This window comes from Microbispora sp. NBC_01389 (assembly GCF_045040095.1).
Classification (GTDB): domain Bacteria; phylum Actinomycetota; class Actinomycetes; order Streptosporangiales; family Streptosporangiaceae; genus Microbispora.
On record NZ_CP109552.1, the window covers coordinates 2,603,439 to 2,620,849 of the forward strand.

Genomic DNA, 17,411 nt, shown 5'->3' on the forward strand with positions numbered 1-17,411 from the left:
TTTTCCGGGCTGTGCGTTCATGAAAACAGGTCGTGTGCCACGGAAATGGCAATGATGGCGTAAGACGCCGCGCGTGCCGGACGTCGGGGAAAGCCGGATCACTAGCCTGAGGAACGGCCCGCACGAGGAAGGGCCGCAGGAGCGGTCCGGCTGACGGGAGCGGCGCGATGAGGTGGCGATGGTACGGCGGGCCGGTTCTGCCGAGCGGTTCGGTGCTTCTCGCCTGTGCGTCGCTCGCGCTGACTCTCGCCGCCGCGGCGCCCGCCGCCGCGGGCTCTCATTCGCGGGGGCCACAGCCGGATCGGGGAGCGTCGGCGGGGCGGGAAGAGGCGCAGCCCGCGCTTTCCGCGTCGAGCCCCATCAGCAACCGGGGCACCCAGCAGGTCTCCGTCAACGTCGCGAACGAGGGAATCGGCATCCAGAACGCGTTGTGCCGGGGGAGCCGGGCGTGCGACATCGCCCAGGTGCTCGCCGCGCCCTCCGGGGAGGACCCGCCCGCCGGGCGCCCCGCCCCGCGGGGGCTCTCCCGCCCGAAGGCGCTCGCCCGCCGCGCCGCGCGCACCCTGACCCACACGATGGCACGCAGGACATCACGCGGGATGTCCCGCACCCCCGCCCAGGCCGGAAGACACCCGTCCCGCGCCTCGGGGTAGGCCCTGCTGCTCGCCGTACCGCGCCCGCGGCGCGCTGTGGGCGCGCCGCGGGCAGGGTGAGGGCAGGGTGCGTCAGCTGGTGTACGCGCAGATGGCGTAGACGCTGATGCCCACGCTGTTGAAGCCGGTCTGCCGGCCGAGGGCGATCCAGCCGGTGCCGTCGGCCGTGGGGAAGCTGCCCACGAGGACGGCGTCGTTGCCCTGCGCCTCACCGCCGCCGCCGACGGCCCGCTTGCCGGCCGGGCAGTACACGGTGCGCCGGGTGAAGTTCGGCACGTTCGCGTTGGGCAGCGTGACGATCTGGTAGCCGTCGACCACCGCCCCGGAGGGAGTCGACGGTCCGGCGGCGGCCAGCGCGGCCGCGCTCGTGCCCGTCAGCCCGGCGAGAACCAGGGCGCCTGTTGTGACTGCGTGAACAAATCGCACGTAAAAGCTCCGTTGTGTCGAGAATGACCGGATTTGGACCGAGAAAAATGGGTTTGAATGGCGGAAGGCCGTCCCCTTCGGTTCCGGGACCACATCTACCCGCGATCTTCTTTGGCCACACTCCGCAATGTTCTGTTTACGGAACGTGGCGACTTCTCCGATCTCACGATGATGTGAGGTCACGGTCGTCCCTTGTGGTCCTGTGTGGTCCCCGGAGGCACCTGGGGTGGGTGGTCGCCCGTGGGTACGTTCCTCCTCGGGGGGATCGCATGAGAAAGATCGTCGCTGTCTCCGTGCTCGCCGCCATGACGACGCTCGGCACGGCCGCCGCGGTCGCGGCGGTCGCCGCCGGGACCGGCGTACGCCCGGGGAACGGCCCGCGGAGCGCGTACCGGCAGGCTCCCACGCCGCCCGAAGGCTGGCCCGAGGGAGGGGTCGAGCGGCAGGAGGTGAGCCAGGAGCAGTACGGCGTGCTCATCGGCCAGTGCCGATACCCAAAGACGGGCCAGGCGCGAGAGCGGTGCCGGACGCAGGTGCGCGCGAAATACGTCGTGGGGGCGTTCAACCCCGCTCTCGACTGCCGCACGTACTCCGGGATCTCCGTCTGCGGGACCCTCGAACTCAGCGCCGCGCAGCGGGCGTGCGTGGAGGAGTCGACGGGCGGCGGGCTGACCCGCCGGCGTGCGGAGGTCGAGTGCTACGCCTTCCGCTGACGGCCCGCTGACGGCGGTTTCTGGGGAAATTTCCGGGCCGACCTAAATATCCGGCCAAACCGCTACCGGCGGTGATCTACCCTGCGGAGGTGGACGCCAAAAGTCAGGGCGCCGCCGAGCTTCTGCGGGCGTTGCAGCGCACGGCGGCGCGGTTCAGCGAGATGGGACGGTCCCTCTCCCGTGACTTCTTCCCCCATGTCCGCGTCGAGATCATCTCCGACCTGGCCGGGCCCGCCGTACGGCTCGGCGTGGCGCTGGCGCTGCCCGGGCACGACCTCGTGTTCGAGACCGCCGTCGCGGCCGGGGACGGCACGTTCGGCGTGCGGGGCGAGCTCGTGCTGGACGGAGAGGAGGCGATCCTGGTCCTGCCGCCCGTCGAGATCGCCGATCCGGTGGAGTGCGCGGCCCTGCTGGAGCGGTACGCCGACGAACTGACGACTCCGGCCCGCTGGCACGTGCAGCGCCTCGTGGAGTCCTGCGCGGCGGACTCCTGAGACGTCACCCCTGAGACGTCACCCCTGAGACGTCACCCCTGAGACGTCACCCCTGAGACGTCACCCCTGAGACGTCACCAGCGTCACAACGCCTGGAGTCCCTGGATCACCTCGCGCAGGAGACGCTCCTCGGGCAGCTGGGCCACGGTGGCCGGCGGCCGTGCCGTGATCAGCTCCTGGTCGCGCAGGTCGCTCAGCAGGATGCGTACGACGTTCAGCGAGAGGCCCAGCTCCGAGGCCAGGTCGGCCACGGAGGAGGGCCCCCGGCACAGCTGCAGGATCCGCCAGTGCTCCGGGGCCAGCCCCGAGACCCCGCGGTACGCCGCGGGGGCCGTCCTGATGATGGTCATCAGGTCGAAGTCCGGCCCCGTCGGGCGGGTGCGTCCCCGAGTGATCGTGTAGGGGCGTAGCAGGGGCCCCTCCTCCTGCTCGGTCACGAGTCCTCCTGGGCGCGCTGCCAGCCGGACCGGAACGAGGAGAACACGTCGTTCCGATCATCCCTGGGCTGCCGATCATCCCTGGGCTGGCGATCGTCCCTGGGCTGCGGGTCCTCCCTGAGCTGCGGAGCGATGTTGGCCTGTCGTACCCGCTTGGGCAGGGAGTCGTGGCCGCCGCCGACCGGCGGCGTGAGGGCGAGCGCCGGGACCACCTGCTCCGGCTGCGAGAGAGGCTCCATCACCGGCTCGTGGATCCCGGCCTCCACCACGATCTCCTGCGGGAGGAGCATGACGGCGCTCGTCCCGCCGTACGGCGAGCTGCGCAGGGAGACGCGGATGTTGTGCCGCCGCGCCAGCAGGCCCACCACGAACAGCCCGAGCCGGTCGCTGTCGGTGAGGTCGAACTCCGGCGGGTCGGAGAGGCGCTGGTTGAGGCGCTCCAGCTCGTCCGGCGGGATGCCGAGCCCGCGGTCCTCGACTTCCAGCGCGAAACCGCGGCCGACCACCTCGCCCCGGACGTGTACCCGGGTGTGCGGAGGGGAGAAGACGGTGGCGTTCTCGATCAGCTCGGCCAGCAGGTGGATCATGTCGGTGACGCTTCCGCCGACGAGGGAGTATCCGTGCGGGACGGTCACGTCCACCCGGAGGTAGTCCTCGACCTCCTCGATCGCCGCGCGCACCACGTCGTACAGGCGGACCGGGTTGCGCCAGCCGCGCCCGGGGACGGCCCCGGAGAGGATGATCAGGCCCTCCGCGTGGCGGCGCATGCGGGTGGTGAGGTGGTCCACCCCGAACAGCCGCTCCAGCAGGTCGGGGTCGGCGGTCACCTTCTCCAGGCCGTCGAGCATGACGAGCTGGCGCTGCAGCAGCGACTGGCTGCGGCGGGCCAGGTTGAGGAAGACCTTGTTGACGCCCTTGCGCAGCTCCGCCTGGCCCACCGCCGCCTCCACGGCGGTCTGTTGCACGGACGTGAAGGCGTTGCCCACGTTCTCGACCTCGACCGTGTCGCTGCGCTGCACCACGGGCGGCGTCTCCGCCGCCACGTCGACGTCGTCGCCGCGCCGCAGCCGCCGTACGAGGTCGGGCAGGCGCCGCTCGGCGAGGTCGCGGGCCGCCCGGTGGAGGGCGGTGAGCTCGCCGGCCAGCGTCCGGGCGAACCGGAAGGAGACGAACGCGGTCGCGAGCACCGCGGCCAGGCCGAGGACGCCGACGATCCCGATGCGCCAGAGCACCGCCTGCGCCAGTGGCAGAGCCCGGGCGATGGTGATGTCGGAGGCGACGCCGGTCGCGTCGGTGAGTTGACTGGTCAGGGCCTGGGCCGTCGTCGGCCAGGCGATCGCCTCCGTGGGCAGCGGCTGCCCGGGCCGCACCCTGGCGATCACGTCGTTCTCCAGCGCGAGGAACGCCGAGTAGACCGGGGAGGCGTTCAGGGCGCCGAACTGCTTGAGAAGGGTGGAGTCGAGCTGGCTGGTGCCGAGCTGGTAGAGCAGGCGGCGCTTGCCGACCATGCCGGAGAAGGCGTCCCGCTCGTCCTGCGACATCCGGCCGGCCGCCTGCGCGCCCAGCACGAGCGCCGACTGCTGGCTCACCATCTCGCGGCTGCGGTTGAGCAGGATGAGCGCCTTGGTCTGCCCGACGATGTCGATGTCGGGCGAGATCATGAGCCGGTCGTAGACCTGGTGGGCGGTCTCGACGACCGAGCTGTACCCCTCGATCGCCTCGAGACGGGTCAGCGTGTGGTCGTCGATCTGGCCGCGCAGGACGTCGAGCCCGCGCACCTGCCGGATCAGGTCCTGGACCCGGCTCCACATGGCGGGCGGCGTCTCGTCCCGGGCCCGCTCCGACAGGCGGGTCACCTCGGCCGCCCAGGCGTCGGTCCTGCGCCGCTGCCCCTGGAGGTCGGTACGCAGCGAGGTGGTGCGCCACGAGAGGTAGCTCACGGACACGAACCGCTCGGTCTGCAACGCGTTGATCGTCTCGCTGACGGGATAGACGACGTTGTCGTAGACCTTCTGGATGCGCAGGAGCTGCTGCCCCTGCTCGATCGTCACGGTGGCGGCGAACCCCCAGATCACCACCAGAGCAGACACCGGCACCAGCAGGATCGCGAAAATCTTGAAGCGGATGGACCGTTTCCGACCAGCCATGGCCCCGCCCGTCGGTTACATACGTGTTAATTAGTGGCGAAACCCTAGCAATCCATGAGTCGGCCCACCAGGGATCGTTCCTAACGAGTTGGGCCACAGCCCCGTATCAGGACAGTCTCGGCGTCCAGCGGCAAGGGACTTGTCAATTAATGTCTGATTGTCAGACAATCGGCTCCATGCACACCCGATCCGGTCCGCTCGCCGTCGTCGCCGCGGCCGTGCTGTGGGGGACGGCGGGCACCGCGGGCGCCCTCGCCGCCGCCGACTCCGTCTCTCTGGCGGCGGCCCGCCTCGTGCTGGGCGGCGCGGTGCTGGCCGCGCTGGCCGTCTCGGCGCACCGCCGTTCCCTCCGCCCACGCCCTCTGGACCGTTCCCACGAGCGCGTACGGAACGCCGGACCGGACCCGGCCCGGTGGGCCCGCACGCACTGGGCCCGCACGCACTGGGCCCGCACACACTGGGCTCGCGCGCACTGGACACTGGCTCTGGGGGCCGCGGCGGTGGCGGCCTACCAGCTCTGCTTCTTCGCGGCGGTCCACCGTACGGGGGTCGCGATCGGCACGGTGGTGGCCATCGGCAGCGGCCCGGTCTTCACCGGGGTCCTGTCCTGGCTCGCGGGGCGCGAACGGCCGAGCGGGCGCTGGGCCCTCGCCACGGCCGCCGCCGTCGCCGGATGCGCGGTGCTCGTCACGGGCGGGGGCGCGGGAGGGGAGACCGGCGGCCCCGACGCCGCCGGCATCGGGCTCGCCCTGCTCGGCGGGCTCCTGTACGCCTTCTACGCGGTCGTCGCCGCCCGCGCCATCGGCGGGGGGACGGATTCGGGGATCGTCATGGGCGTGCTCTTCGGCGGCGCCGCCGTGCTCATGCTGCCGGTCCTCGTGCTGAGCGGCCCGGTGTGGCTCGCCCGGCCGGGCGGCCTGCTCACCGCGCTCTATCTCGGCTGCGCCACGACGGCCCTCGCCTACCTCCTGTACGGCCGGGGCCTGCGCACGACCCCCGTGGCCACGGCGGCCACTCTCGCGCTGGCCGAACCGGCCGTCGCGGCCCTGCTCGGCGTCGTGGCGCTGCGCGAGCACCTGTCCGCGGTCTCGTGGGCGGGTCTCGCGCTGCTCGCCGCGGGGCTGGCGGTGGTCGCCCTGCCCGCCCGGGCGCGCACTCCGGACGCCCGCGTGCCCGAGACGCCCGAGACGCCGACGGCGACGGCCGGTCGTCGCTGACGGGCCCGGTTAACAGGCCCGGTCAGCAGGCCCGGTTAACAGGCCCGGCCAGCAGGCCTGATCCGATGAGTAGGCTCAGCCCGTGACCACCCTCAGGCCCGTCTCCACCGTCGAGGCGCTCGCCGCCGCGCTGCGCGAGCGGGTGCTGTCGGGGGACGTCGAGCCGGGAGCGGCGCTGCCCGAGCAGGAGCTGTCCGCGCGGTACGGCGTGGCCCGCCCCACCGTCAGGGAGGCTCTGGCGCTCCTCGTCCACGAGGGGCTGCTGCGGCGCGAGCGCAACCGCAGCGCGTACGTCCCGCTGATCACCCCCGCCGACCTGGCCGATCTCATGTACGTCAGAAGGCCGCTGGAGGAGCTCATGGCGGAGGCGGTCGCCGGCCGCCGGGTGTGCGCCGCGGAGGAGGCGCTGGGCCGCCTGTCCGGCCTGCCGCCCGGCGCCCCCTGGGCGAGTGTGGTGGCCGAGCACATGGCGCTGCACGAGGCGCTCGTCGCCGCCGCCGGCAGCCCGCGCCTGGAGCGTCTGTACGGCACGCTGGCGGCCGAGACGCGGCTCGGGCTCGTCGGGCTCAGGCACGCGTACGAGGACCCCCGTGAGCTCGCGGCCGAGCACGCGGCGCTGCTGCGCACGATCGCGGAGGGACCGGCGGAGGCGGCGGTGCGGGCGGTGCGCGCCCATCTGCGGTGGCGGCACGGCTGAGCCGCCTGCCTGAACGGTCTTGCACGGGGCCGCTGTGAGTCGTCACAATCGCGCCCATGCACGGCAACCCAGTGCCGGACACCTATGTGTACGTCACCGAAGAAGGCGTGACGCGTCACTATGCCGACGGCAGCGTCGAGGCTCTCGCGTGGGAGGACGTCGTCGAGGTCCGCGTGGGCGGGCACGAACGCCGGGAACCGTCCGGCCAGCCGGACGACGTCTTCATCGTCCTGCTGGACCGCGAGGGCGAGGGCTGTGTGGTCCCACACTCGGCGACCGACGCGAGCTTCCTCGCCCGGCTGCGGTACCTGCCGGACTTCGACCTCGACCGGCTGAGCACGGCGGTGGCCGGCGCGCACGCCGACTACGTCGTGGTGTGGCGCAGCCCGGAGCCGCCCTCGCCCCTGCCCGACCTCGAATACGACTAGAGGAGCAGCCCTCCCACCAGCGGGGTCACCGGACGAAGGAGGACTCGTTCAGCCCGCCCCGGTCGGCGAAGTAGCGCTCCAGCGTGTCGTTCCGCAGGGCGTCGGTGAGCTTGGCGCCCTCCTTCGCGTCCAGGCGGACGATGCTCGCCCCCTTGACCGTGTCCGTGCCGGCGACGGGGTAGGTGGCCGACCGCAGGTCGTCGCCGCGTACGTCGCGGAGTTCGAGCGCGAGGCTCCTGAGGGTCTTCATGTCGACCCCGGAGTCCACCGACAGGGACCGCGTCAACGCCTGGAGGAACTCGTCCAGTGCGAACGGATTGGTCAGCATTCCCTTGCTGACCACTTTTTGGGCCACTGCCCGTAAGAACGCCTGCTGCCGTTTAATACGGTCGAAATCTCCACCGGGTAGTCCGTAACGCTGGCGTACGAATAGCAACGCGCGCTCGCCCTCGAGATGAACGTTTCCCTGGGGCCAGGTGATTTTGTTGGCGGGGTCGTAAACCTGACGGGCCACATAGACGTCTACGCCGCCCAGCGCCTTGCTCATCTCGACGAAACCCTCGAAATCCAGCGCGGCGAAGTGGTCGATCCGGACCGTGGCCAGCTTCTCCACCGTCTGGATCAGCAGGCGCGGGCCGCCGTACGCGTACGCGGCGTTGATCTTGTCCCGTCCGTGTCCCGGGATGGTCACATACGAGTCACGAGGTATGCCGATGACGAAGATTCGCCTCCGATCGGCGGGTATATGCGCGATCATGAGGCTGTCCGACCGCTGGAAGCCGCTCTCTCCCGGCCGCTTGTCCGCGCCGACGACCAGCCAGTTCTGGGCGGTTCCAGCCGCTTTGGCAGGTCGGTCCCACTCCTCGGGGAACACCTGCTGTACCCGCCGGAGGTTGGTGTCGTACACGTGCTGGCGCTGCATCAGCACCGCGAAGAGGGCGGCCGGCGGGAGGAGGAGCACGAGGGTCATGACGATCAGCACCTTGCGCCGGCGTGACACCCGCGGCGGCGGGGTCTCGGTGAGAGGTAACTGCCCGGATGTCGTCACGAGGTGTCCAATGCTCGGTTCCTTGTCCGCGCGGCGGACATGTTCCAAAGCAGACATCTACCGTACTCACCTGTACCAGGCACACCAGGCGGACCAATGGGTAGCGAAATCGGGACCATCCGTCGAGCACCTCGCCCACGACGCGGCCATGGCGGCGAGTCGCTCCTTCGTGAGCGGGCCGCGAACGCCGCCGAGACCACGGTGCCGGCTGCGTCCGCGGTCACCGGCACGGTCCGCTTCGCAGCTGCGCGCCGGCGGCGGTCGCCGCGGCCGGGAGTGCTGCGGACGACCGACATGAGGGGCATGTTGGAACGTTCCCGTCAAGTCCAATACGCGAAGTCGCCCGGCCAACTGTGGACAGACCGCGTACATTCCGTACTGAGCGGTCGCTGTCTACCATCATGCTCGTGCATGCCCTTCGTCCCTGAAAAAAGATGAGTTGTGCGTCAACCTGTGTGGCGGGGGGTGCGTCATCTTTCTGCGCAGTCTGGCTACTGGGGCGTGGTGACATGGAATCGCGGTTAGAACTTGCGGAACTGGGGGTGATTCCCCGCGGCCTCGGCGTCCGGCTTCCGGCAAAGGTGTCGGAAAGATCCTTTCGTAGAATCCTCACGGCGGGGGATTTCCTGTGCGGGGCTCTCGCCTTCTGCGGAGTCGAACTGACCCGGCTCCAGTTGGGGGCCTACATCCCGGTGTACGACATCGCCTTCGGCGCAGCCCTGACACTCGGCTGGCCCCTGGTCGTCGGCCTCGCGGGCGGGTATCGGGGACGCGCTCACGGTGAGGGCACGGAGGAGTTCCGCTCGGTGGCCCAGGGCGGGCTCGGGCTCACCGCCGCCGTCGCGATCGGGGCGTACCTGACGCAGACGATGGTGGCCCGGAGCTATGTCATGGCGATGCTGCCGCTCGCCACGGTGCTGACGCTGCTTTTCCGGCACAGGATGCGGAAGAGGCTGCACCGCCTGCGCTCCAGAGGCGAGTACATGCGGCGGGTCGTGGCCGTGGGGCACCGGCAGTCCGTTCAGGAGCTGGTGCTGCAGTTGCGGCGACAGCCCTACCACGGCATGCGGGTGGTGGCCGCGTGCCTGCCGAACAGGCAGTTCCGGAGACAGCGCTCCGACATCGACGGCGTTCCTGTGCTCGGAGACTTCCGGGACGTGGCCGCCGTGGTGAACAAGGTCGACGCCGAGGCGGTCGCGGTCCTCGCCTGCCCCGAACTCCACGGCGCCGCGCTGCGCCGCCTCGCCTGGGCGATCGAGTCAGGGGGAACCGACCTGTTCGTCGCCCCGGCCCTGATGGACGTCGCGGGTCCCCGCATAAGCGTGCGCCCGGTCGCGGGGATGCCGCTGCTGCACGTCGAGCACCCCGAGCTCGAAGGATCGCGACGGCTGGTCAAGAACGCCTTCGACAGGATCGTGGCCGCGGCCTTTCTCCTGGTCCTCCTCACCCCGATGCTGGTCATCGCGGCGATCGTCCGGGCGACCAGCCCTGGTCCCGCGTTGTTCCGGCAGACGCGTATCGGCCGGTACGGCCGAGAGTTCGACATGCTGAAGTTCCGCACCATGGTCGTCGACGCCGAGCGGCTCAAGCCGGTCCTCGAGAAATCCAACGAGTCGGACGGCGTGCTGTTCAAGATTCGGAACGATCCACGAATCACCGGGGTGGGGCACTTTCTCCGCCGCTACTCGCTGGACGAGTTGCCTCAGCTCATCAACGTGCTGCGGGGAGAGATGTCACTGGTCGGGCCACGTCCGCCGCTGCCCGCCGAGGTCGACGAGTACGGCACGGACGTGCGCCGGCGCCTGATCGTCCGACCCGGCATGACGGGGTTGTGGCAGGTGAGCGGCAGATCCGACCTGTCGTGGGAGGAGTCGGTCCGGCTGGACCTGCGCTACGTCGAGAACTGGTCGCTCATGATGGATCTTCAGGTGCTGTGGAAGACGTGGTCCGCGGTGACCGGGGGAAGAGGGGCCTACTGACATGAAGGCCCTGGTGCTCGCCGGCGGAGCCGGGACGAGGTTACGACCCATCACTCACACACGGGCGAAGCAACTGGTTCCCGTGGCCAACAAGCCCGTCCTGTTCTACGGACTGGAGGCGATCGCGGCCGCGGGAATCCGGGAGACCGGCATCGTGGTGGGCGACACCCGCGCCGAGATAGAGGCCGCGGTCGGGGACGGCTCGGCGTTCGGGCTCGACGTCACCTACCTGAGCCAGGAGGCGCCGCTCGGACTGGCGCACGCGGTGCTCATCGCCCGCGACTACCTGGGCGACGACGACTTCGTCATGTACCTCGGCGACAACTTCGTCGTCGGCGGCATCGACGGGGTGGTCCGGCGCTTCCGTGCCCGGCGCCCGAGCGCCCAGATCATGCTCACCCAGGTCTCCGACCCGCGCCAGTTCGGGGTCGCCGAACTGGACGCGCGGGGACGCGTCGTCGGACTGGAGGAGAAGCCCCACGATCCGAAGAGCGACCTCGCGCTCGTGGGGGTCTATCTTTTCACCCCCGCCGTGCACGAGGCGGTCGCCGACCTCAAGCCGTCCGGGCGGGGCGAGCTGGAGATCACCGATGCCATCCAGTGGCTCATCGACACCGGCCACGACGTCGAGCCCGAGGTGATCTCCGGGTACTGGAAGGACACCGGCAACGTCACCGACATGCTCGAGGTCAACCGCCTCGTGCTCGAAGCGGTGGAGCCCCGGGTGGACGGCGAGGTCCGCGACTGCGAGCTCATCGGCCGGGTGGTGGTTGAGGCGGGCGCGTCGGTCCGCGGTTCCCGTATCGTGGGTCCCGCGATCATCGGCCCCCGGACCGTCGTCACGGACTCCTACGTCGGTCCCTTCACCTCGGTGGGGGAGGACTGCCGGTTGACGGACAGCGAGATCGAGTACTCCATCGTGCTTGCCCGTGCGTCGATCCAGGGGGTACGACGGATCGAGGCCTCGCTCATCGGACACGATGTCGAGGTCACGCCGGCCCCCAACACCCCCAAGGCGCACCGGCTCGTGCTCGGTGATCACAGTAAGGTGCAGATCTCCCCATGAGAGTGCTCGTCACCGGTGGCGCCGGCTTCATCGGCTCCCACTACGTCCGGATGGCCGCCGCCGAGACCGATGACAAGATCACCGTGTTGGACGCGCTCACGTACGCGGGCAACCAGGCGAATCTGGAGCCCGTGTCAGGGGGCTTCGACTTCGTGCGCGGCGACATCTGCGACGCGGAACTGCTGGCGCACGTGGTGCCCGGCCACGACCTTGTGATCAACTTCGCCGCCGAATCCCATGTCGACAGGTCGATCGCGGGCGCCGCGCCGTTCGTGCGGACGAACGTCCTCGGCACGCAGACGCTGATGCAGGCGTGCCTCAACGCGGGGATCGGGAAGGTCGTGCACGTCTCGACCGACGAGGTGTACGGGTCGATCGACTCCGGCTCGTGGGACGAGTCCGCGCCCCTGCGCCCGCGCTCGCCGTACGCGGCCGCGAAGGCGGGGGGAGACCTGGTCGCCCTGGCCTACGCGGTGACCTACGGGCTGCCGGTCTCCGTCACCCGGTGCGGCAACAACTACGGGCCCTACCAGTATCCGGAAAAGGTGATCCCCCTCTTCGTCACCCACCTGCTGGAGGGGCTGAAGGTCCCCCTCTACGGCGACGGGGGCAACGTCAGGGACTGGATCCACGTCGACGACCACTGCCGGGCGATCCGGCTCGTGACCGAGGTCGGGCAGCCGGGTGAGGTCTACCACGTCGCCGGCACGGCGGAGCTGACGAACCTGCGGCTCACCGAGAAGCTGCTCGCCGCGCTCGGGGCGGAGTGGGACAGGGTCGAGCGGGTGCCCGACCGCAAGGGCCACGACCGCCGCTACTCCCTGGACGACACGAAGCTGCGTGCCCTGGGATACGTTCCCCGGATCGGCTTCGACGAGGGGCTCGCCGACACCGTCCGCTGGTACGCCGACAACGCGGGCTGGTGGCGCCCCCTCAAGCAGGCCCGGCCCTGACACCGACGACGACACGGCACGACCGAGCACCCCGAGAGCGAACCTGATGACCCCCCGATGGATGATCACCGGTGCCGGCGGCATGCTCGGCGGCGCCCTGGTCGCCGTGTTGCGGACCGGACGGCACGAGGTCGTGCCGCTGGACCGCGCCCGGCTGGACCTGCGCGACCCGGCGGCCGTGCGGCTGGCCGTCCGCGAACTGCGGCCGGACGTGGTGGTGAACTGCGCCGGCTGGACCGCCGTCGACGACGCGGAGACCCACGAGGAGGAGGCGCTCGCCGTCAACGGCGGCGCCGTCCAGGTCCTCGCCCAGGCCTGCGGCGAGGTGGGCGCGCGGCTCGTGCAGCCGTCCACCGACTACGTCTTCGACGGCACCGGGCGGCTGCCGTACGCGGAGGACGCGCCGACGGCTCCGCTGAACGCCTACGGGCGCACCAAGCTGGCGGGGGAGCAGGCGGTCCTCAAGACGCTGCCCGACTCCGGCCACGTCGTGCGCACAGCGTGGTTGTACGGCGGGACCGGCGCGAGCTTCGTCCGCACCATGATCCGGCTGGCGCGCGAGCGGCCCGTCGTCGACGTGGTGGACGACCAGATCGGCCAGCCGACCTGGACGGACGACCTGGCCCGCCAGATCATCCGGATGATCGAGGCCGACGCGCCCCCCGGCGTCTACCACGGCACCAGCTCCGCCAGCACTTCCTGGCACGGCCTGGCCCGCGAGGTCTTCACGCTGCTCGGCGCCGACCCGGACCGGGTGCGTCCGGTGGCCTCCACGGCCTTCCCGCGACCGGCTCGCCGGCCCGCCTTCGGCGTGCTCGGCCACGCCGCCTGGTCCCGGGCGGGGCTCGCGCCGATCCGCCACTGGCGGGACGCGCTGCACGCCGCCTGGCCCGCACTGGTGGTCTGACATGTACCTGTCCGAGGCGCGACGGGGAGACACGCCGGCCCCGGAGGAGCGGACGGCCGGACGACGTCCACTGCGGGTCGTCACGGGCAACGTCCTGGCGATCGGGATGGTCAGCCTGCTGACGGACGTCTCGTCCGAGATGGTCACGGCGATCCTGCCGCTCTACCTCGTCTTCGGCCTGGGCATGAGCACGGTGCAGTTCGGGATGCTCGACGGGGTGTACACGGGCGCCACCGCCGTGCTGCGCCTCGCCGGGGGACACGTCGCGGACCGGTTCCGGCGGCGAAAGGCGGTCGCCGGAGCCGGCTACGCCCTTTCGGCGGTGACCAAGCTCGGATTCCTGCTGGCCGGCCGGTCGGCACCCCTCCTCGGGCTCGTCATCGGCGTCGACCGGGCGGGCAAGGGCCTGCGGACGGCCCCGCGTGACGCGATCATCTCGCTGAGCGCGCCGCCCGAGGCACAGGGCCGCGCCTTCGGCGTGCACCGCGCGCTCGACACCGCCGGGGCCCTCGCCGGTCCGCTCGTCGCCTTCGGCGTACTGGAACTGGCGCTCAACTCCTATGACGCCGTCTTCTTCACCAGCTTCTGCGTGGCCGTTCTCGGCGTGCTGGTGCTCGTGCTGTTCGTCCGGGAGCCGGACGGGGTGGTGCGCGGGCGCCCGCGGGTCTCGCTGGCCCAGGCCACGGCGCTGCTCGGTCCCGGCCCCTTCCGGCGGGTGCTCATCGCCGTCGTGCCCCTGTCGCTGACGACGATCAGCGACGCCTTCCTCTATCTCCTCGTGCTGGAGCGGCTCGACGTCGCCGCGCGGTGGCTGCCGCTGCTGCCGGTCGCCGTGTCCGCGTCCTATCTCCTCGCCGCCGTGCCCGCCGGCCGGCTCGCCGATCGCCTCGGCCGGTCGAAGGTCGTCCTCGGAGGGTACGGCGCGTTGCTCGGCTGCTACCTCCTGGTGCTCGCCGCGGACCATCCGGTGGCGTGCGTGGCCGTGCTGGTTCTCCGGGGGCTCGGCTACGCGGCCACGGACGGCGTGGTCAGCGCGCTCGTCGGGCCGCTCCTCCCCGAACGGCGCCGGGCCACCGGGCTCGCCGTCGTGCAGACCGGTCAGGCGCTCGCCGCGATGACCGCTTCCTGGATCTTCGGCGCCCTGTGGTCCTGGCTCGGGCCGCGGGCCGCCGTGGGCGTCATGGCGGCCGGGCTGACGATCACGCTCGGGGCCGCCTTCCTCGTTCTTCCCGCAGACAGGTCCCGCCGGACCACGAGACCACGAAATGGAGGTACCGGTGAAGAGTAGACATCGCGGTACGTCGTTCGGCCGCCGGAGGGCTGAGCGGTGACGCGTCTCGATCGCCTCCGCGCCGCCGACCCCGCCGCCGCCGATCTCGTCGACCGCATGGTCGCCCTGTCGATCCGCGGACTTCCTCCGGGGTACTCCGACGGAGAGTTCGTGTTCACCCGCCGCGGCCGGCGCGGACCCGACGGACGGTGGACGGCGGTGCCGGAGGGGCGCAGCCTCAGGTACAGCGCCATCGTCGCGCTCGGCGCCGCGGCCCTGCCGCAGGACGGGCAGCGCGCCGCGCTCGCCGGCGACACCACCCTCGACCTGGCCGGGCACCTGGTCAAGCGCCTGCCCGAGGTGACCGGACTCGGCGACGTGGCACTGATCTGCTGGGCCGCGGCCGAGAGCGGGCACGGCGACCTCGGCCTCGCCCTCACCCGGCTGGCCGAGGTCGAGGACGCCCTCGACGGGCCGGTCCCGACAGTCGAGGCCGCATGGGCGCTCTCCGCGCTGGCCGCGGCGACGGCGGCCGGCGAGACCTCCGGGCTCGGCGAACGCCTCCGGAAGGCTCGCGGGCGCCTCCTCGATGGGCTCGGCGACGACCGGCTCTACCGGCATGTGATCGGCTCCGCGCCCTGGTACCGGGCTCACGTCGGCTGCTTCGCCGACCAGGTCTACCCGCTGCAGGCCCTCGCCCGGCTGCACGTCGTGAGCGGCGGCGACCCGGAGGCGCTCGCCGCCGCCGAGCGCGTGGCGGCGGGCATCTGCGGGGTCCAGGGACCGCAGGGCCAGTGGTGGTGGCACTACGACGCCCGCACGGGTGAGGTGGTCGAGGGTTACCCGGTGTACAGCGTCCACCAGCTGTCCATGGCGCCGATGGCGTTGCTCGATCTCGCGGACGCGGGCGGCACGTCGTACCTCGACGCGATCCGTCTGGGGCTGGGCTGGATGACCGCGCGACCGGAGACCGGCGAGGAACTGATCGTCGAAGAGCTCGGCCTGACCTGGCGCAAGGCCGCCCGGGAGGATCCGCGCAAGCTCGTCAGAGGCGTACGCGCGATGTCCACGGCGGTCAGCAGGGGCACGCGGATCGGCGTGCTCGACAGGGTCTACCCGCCCGTCGCGGTCGACCACGAGTGCCGGCCGTACGAGCTGGGGTGGCTGCTCTACGCCTGGTTGTTCGAGGAGCTCGCGAAGTGAGGGCGCCCGCCGTGGTCTTCGGTACGCCGATCGATCCGCTCACGCTGCGGGACGCGGTGGAGCGGTGCGTGTCCGCCGTCGAGACGCGCTCGTTCCTGTCGATCGGCATGGTGAACGCGGCGAAGCTCGTGCACATGCGGGCGGAGCCGGAACTGCGGCGGTCCGTCGTCCAGTGCGACATGATCCTGGCCGACGGACAGGCGGTCGTGTGGGCCGCCCGGCTGCTCGGCCGGCCCCTGCCGGAGCGTGTGGCCGGCATCGACCTGTTCACGTCGCTGCTCGGGGAGAGCGAACGCCGCGGCCACCGGGTGTTCTTCCTCGGAGCGACCCGCGAGGTGCTCGACGCGTTGCTCGCGGAGATCCACCGGCGTCACCCCGGTCTGGTCGTGGCCGGAGCGAGGGACGGCTACTTCCCGGACGAGGAGGCGGGCTCCGTGGCCGAGGAGATCCGCGCGGCGGGCACCGACCTGCTCTTCCTCGGCATGTCGTCACCCAGGAAGGAGAGGTTCGTCGAAGCCTGGGGCGAACGCACCGGCGCCAGCGTGGTGCACGGCGTGGGCGGCTCCTTCGACGTGCTGGCGGGGGTCGTCAGGCGGGCTCCCCTGGCCTGGCAGCGGGCCGGGCTGGAGTGGCTCTACCGGCTGCTCCAGGAGCCCCGGCGACTCGGGCCGCGCTATCTCCGTACGAACGGGGCGTTCATCCGCATGACCGCGCTGGAGCGGTTGAGGGGGGCGAGCGCCGCGGCGCCGAGGCCCGCCCGGCCGGATCTGGACGTCTCGGTCGTCGTGGTGACCTACCACAGCGCGGGTTATGTGACCGGATGCCTGAAGGCGGTGAACAGGGCGCTCGAACACGCGCGCGGCGAGGGAGTCACGGGGGAGCTCGTCGTCGTCGACAACGCCTCCGGTGACGACACGGTGGACGTGGTGCGGGGGGCGGCGCCCGACGCCCGCGTCGTGGCCCGCGAGGAGAACGACGGCTTCGCCGGGGGATGCCACGCCGGCGCCCGGATCGCGAGGGGCGGGCGTCTGCTGTTCGTCAACCCCGACGCGGAGCTGGAGCCCGGCGCGGTCGCCGCGCTGCTCGACGCGGCGCGGCGCCATCCTCGTGCCGGGATCATCGGCGGCAGGTGCGTCACCGAGAGCGGGGAGAGCGACCCCCGCTCGTGGTGGGGCCGGCCGACGCTGTGGTCGGCGCTCTGCTTCGGCCTGGGCCTGAGCACGGCCTTCCCCGGCCACCGGCTTCTCGACCCCGAGACGCCCCGGCCGTGGGCCGGCCCCGCGCCGGGCGGCGCTCCGGAGGAGTTCGCCGTGCCGATCGTCACGGGGGCGATGATGCTGGTGGACCGGCACGCCTGGGACGAGCTCGGCGGGTTCGACCGCGCGTTCTTCATGTACGGCGAGGACGCCGACCTGTGCCTGCGAGCGGCGCGAATGGGCTACCGCCCGATGGTCACCTCCACGGCGGCGTTCGTCCACCCGGGCGGCCTGTCGTCGAGCAGCCTGCGCAAGCAGGTCATGCTGCACACGGGGAAGGTCAGCCTGATCCGGCGGCACTTCCCCCCGGGCGCGCGGTGGGTGGCGGTCCTGCTGCTGAAGTCGGGAGTGCTCCTGCGGGCGGTGCTGAGCAGATGGATGAGCCCGCCCGACGCGGCCAGGCAGGGCCGTCCCACGTCGCGGCGGGACGACTGGCGCGCGCTGTGGGCCGCCAGGGCGCAGTGGACGCGGGGATGGCCGTCCCGATCGTCGTCATGACCGGCCTCCGCGACGCCGG

General features: G+C 71.5%; 17 protein-coding genes. 13 read left to right on the forward strand and 4 right to left on the reverse strand.

Features of this window, described 5'->3' with window-relative positions; all coding sequences use genetic code 11:
• The first annotated feature begins 167 nt into the window (after window positions 1–167).
• On the forward strand, window positions 168–653 hold the full coding sequence (locus tag OG344_RS11790) for a hypothetical protein (RefSeq protein ID WP_405088245.1): 486 nt from the start codon (window positions 168–170) through the stop codon (window positions 651–653).
• 72 nt (window positions 654–725) lie between these two features.
• On the opposite strand, the gene OG344_RS11795 is transcribed toward OG344_RS11790, so the two are convergent.
• Window positions 726–1,079, reverse strand: coding sequence for a hypothetical protein (locus tag OG344_RS11795; RefSeq protein ID WP_405088246.1), 354 nt, complete (start codon window positions 1,077–1,079; stop codon window positions 726–728).
• A gap of 269 nt (window positions 1,080–1,348) precedes the next feature.
• On the opposite strand from OG344_RS11795, the gene OG344_RS11800 reads away from it, so the two are divergent.
• Together OG344_RS11800 and OG344_RS11805 are read left to right on the forward strand one after the other, a co-directional pair.
• The gene (locus OG344_RS11800; RefSeq protein ID WP_405088247.1) at window positions 1,349–1,792 is read left to right on the forward strand and encodes a hypothetical protein; all 444 of its coding nucleotides are present in this window, start codon (window positions 1,349–1,351) and stop codon (window positions 1,790–1,792) included.
• 89 nt (window positions 1,793–1,881) lie between these two features.
• Window positions 1,882–2,286, forward strand: a complete 405-nt coding sequence (locus tag OG344_RS11805) for a hypothetical protein (RefSeq protein ID WP_405088248.1) — start codon at window positions 1,882–1,884, stop codon at window positions 2,284–2,286.
• An 83-nt stretch (window positions 2,287–2,369) separates the two neighbouring features.
• Here the strand turns inward: OG344_RS11805 and OG344_RS11810 are convergent, their stop codons facing one another.
• Both OG344_RS11810 and OG344_RS11815 read right to left on the reverse strand, forming a co-directional pair.
• Entirely contained in the window at window positions 2,370–2,723 is a 354-nt protein-coding gene (locus OG344_RS11810) for a DUF742 domain-containing protein (RefSeq protein ID WP_405088249.1), read from the reverse strand.
• Complete coding sequence (locus OG344_RS11815) at window positions 2,720–4,870, reverse strand: nitrate- and nitrite sensing domain-containing protein (protein ID WP_405088250.1); 2,151 nt, start codon at window positions 4,868–4,870, stop codon at window positions 2,720–2,722. Before OG344_RS11815 ends, OG344_RS11810 begins: the two co-directional genes overlap by 4 nt.
• A 176-nt stretch (window positions 4,871–5,046) precedes the next feature.
• On the opposite strand from OG344_RS11815, the gene OG344_RS11820 reads away from it, so the two are divergent.
• From OG344_RS11820 to OG344_RS11830, 3 genes are all read left to right on the forward strand, one after another.
• Window positions 5,047–6,087, forward strand: coding sequence for an EamA family transporter (locus tag OG344_RS11820; RefSeq protein ID WP_405088251.1), 1,041 nt, complete (start codon window positions 5,047–5,049; stop codon window positions 6,085–6,087).
• Window positions 6,088–6,169: 82 nt separating this feature from the next.
• On the forward strand, window positions 6,170–6,784 hold the full coding sequence (locus OG344_RS11825; protein WP_405088252.1) for a GntR family transcriptional regulator: 615 nt from the start codon (window positions 6,170–6,172) through the stop codon (window positions 6,782–6,784).
• A gap of 56 nt (window positions 6,785–6,840) precedes the next feature.
• Window positions 6,841–7,212 carry a hypothetical protein gene (locus OG344_RS11830; protein WP_327049280.1) on the forward strand — a complete coding sequence of 124 codons (372 nt, stop codon included), beginning with the start codon at window positions 6,841–6,843 and terminating at the stop codon, window positions 7,210–7,212.
• A gap of 25 nt (window positions 7,213–7,237) precedes the next feature.
• On the opposite strand, the gene OG344_RS11835 is transcribed toward OG344_RS11830, so the two are convergent.
• Window positions 7,238–8,260 carry an LCP family protein gene (locus tag OG344_RS11835; RefSeq protein ID WP_405088253.1) on the reverse strand — a complete coding sequence of 341 codons (1,023 nt, stop codon included), beginning with the start codon at window positions 8,258–8,260 and terminating at the stop codon, window positions 7,238–7,240.
• 509 nt (window positions 8,261–8,769) lie between these two features.
• Here OG344_RS11835 and OG344_RS11840 point away from each other — a divergent pair.
• Genes OG344_RS11840 through OG344_RS11870 form a run of 7 tightly spaced genes read left to right on the forward strand, consistent with a single transcriptional unit; the run spans window position 8,770 to window position 17,392 of the window.
• Window positions 8,770–10,239 (forward strand): sugar transferase, encoded by a 1,470-nt coding sequence (locus tag OG344_RS11840; protein ID WP_405088254.1) that lies wholly within the window; start codon window positions 8,770–8,772, stop codon window positions 10,237–10,239.
• Between the two features lies 1 nt (window position 10,240).
• On the forward strand, window positions 10,241–11,305 hold the full coding sequence (locus OG344_RS11845; protein WP_327049283.1) for a glucose-1-phosphate thymidylyltransferase: 1,065 nt from the start codon (window positions 10,241–10,243) through the stop codon (window positions 11,303–11,305).
• Window positions 11,302–12,258 carry a dTDP-glucose 4,6-dehydratase gene (rfbB, locus tag OG344_RS11850; RefSeq protein ID WP_405088255.1) on the forward strand — a complete coding sequence of 319 codons (957 nt, stop codon included), beginning with the start codon at window positions 11,302–11,304 and terminating at the stop codon, window positions 12,256–12,258. The genes OG344_RS11845 and rfbB overlap by 4 nt, the downstream gene beginning before the upstream one ends.
• A gap of 46 nt (window positions 12,259–12,304) precedes the next feature.
• Window positions 12,305–13,165: a dTDP-4-dehydrorhamnose reductase gene (gene rfbD / locus OG344_RS11855; protein WP_327049285.1), complete on the forward strand. Its 861-nt coding sequence runs from the start codon at window positions 12,305–12,307 to the stop codon at window positions 13,163–13,165.
• 1 nt (window position 13,166) lies between these two features.
• Complete coding sequence (locus OG344_RS11860) at window positions 13,167–14,453, forward strand: MFS transporter (RefSeq protein ID WP_405088256.1); 1,287 nt, start codon at window positions 13,167–13,169, stop codon at window positions 14,451–14,453.
• A 39-nt stretch (window positions 14,454–14,492) separates the two neighbouring features.
• The gene (locus tag OG344_RS11865) at window positions 14,493–15,638 is read left to right on the forward strand and encodes a hypothetical protein (protein ID WP_405088257.1); all 1,146 of its coding nucleotides are present in this window, start codon (window positions 14,493–14,495) and stop codon (window positions 15,636–15,638) included.
• Window positions 15,635–17,392: a WecB/TagA/CpsF family glycosyltransferase gene (locus OG344_RS11870; protein WP_405088258.1), complete on the forward strand. Its 1,758-nt coding sequence runs from the start codon at window positions 15,635–15,637 to the stop codon at window positions 17,390–17,392. The genes OG344_RS11865 and OG344_RS11870 overlap by 4 nt, the downstream gene beginning before the upstream one ends.
• Window positions 17,393–17,411 lie beyond the last annotated feature (19 nt).

Coding starts and splice junctions, on each gene's coding strand:
- OG344_RS11800 (WP_405088247.1), top strand. CDS start 1,349: ATGAGAAAGATCGTCGCTGTCTCCGTGCTCGCCGCCATGACGACGCTC.
- OG344_RS11790 (WP_405088245.1), top strand. CDS start 168: ATGAGGTGGCGATGGTACGGCGGGCCGGTTCTGCCGAGCGGTTCGGTG.
- OG344_RS11815 (WP_405088250.1), bottom strand. CDS start 4,870: ATGGCTGGTCGGAAACGGTCCATCCGCTTCAAGATTTTCGCGATCCTG.
- OG344_RS11830 (WP_327049280.1), top strand. CDS start 6,841: ATGCACGGCAACCCAGTGCCGGACACCTATGTGTACGTCACCGAAGAA.
- OG344_RS11820 (WP_405088251.1), top strand. CDS start 5,047: ATGCACACCCGATCCGGTCCGCTCGCCGTCGTCGCCGCGGCCGTGCTG.
- OG344_RS11860 (WP_405088256.1), top strand. CDS start 13,167: ATGTACCTGTCCGAGGCGCGACGGGGAGACACGCCGGCCCCGGAGGAG.
- OG344_RS11840 (WP_405088254.1), top strand. CDS start 8,770: ATGGAATCGCGGTTAGAACTTGCGGAACTGGGGGTGATTCCCCGCGGC.
- rfbD (WP_327049285.1), top strand. CDS start 12,305: ATGACCCCCCGATGGATGATCACCGGTGCCGGCGGCATGCTCGGCGGC.
- OG344_RS11845 (WP_327049283.1), top strand. CDS start 10,241: ATGAAGGCCCTGGTGCTCGCCGGCGGAGCCGGGACGAGGTTACGACCC.
- rfbB (WP_405088255.1), top strand. CDS start 11,302: ATGAGAGTGCTCGTCACCGGTGGCGCCGGCTTCATCGGCTCCCACTAC.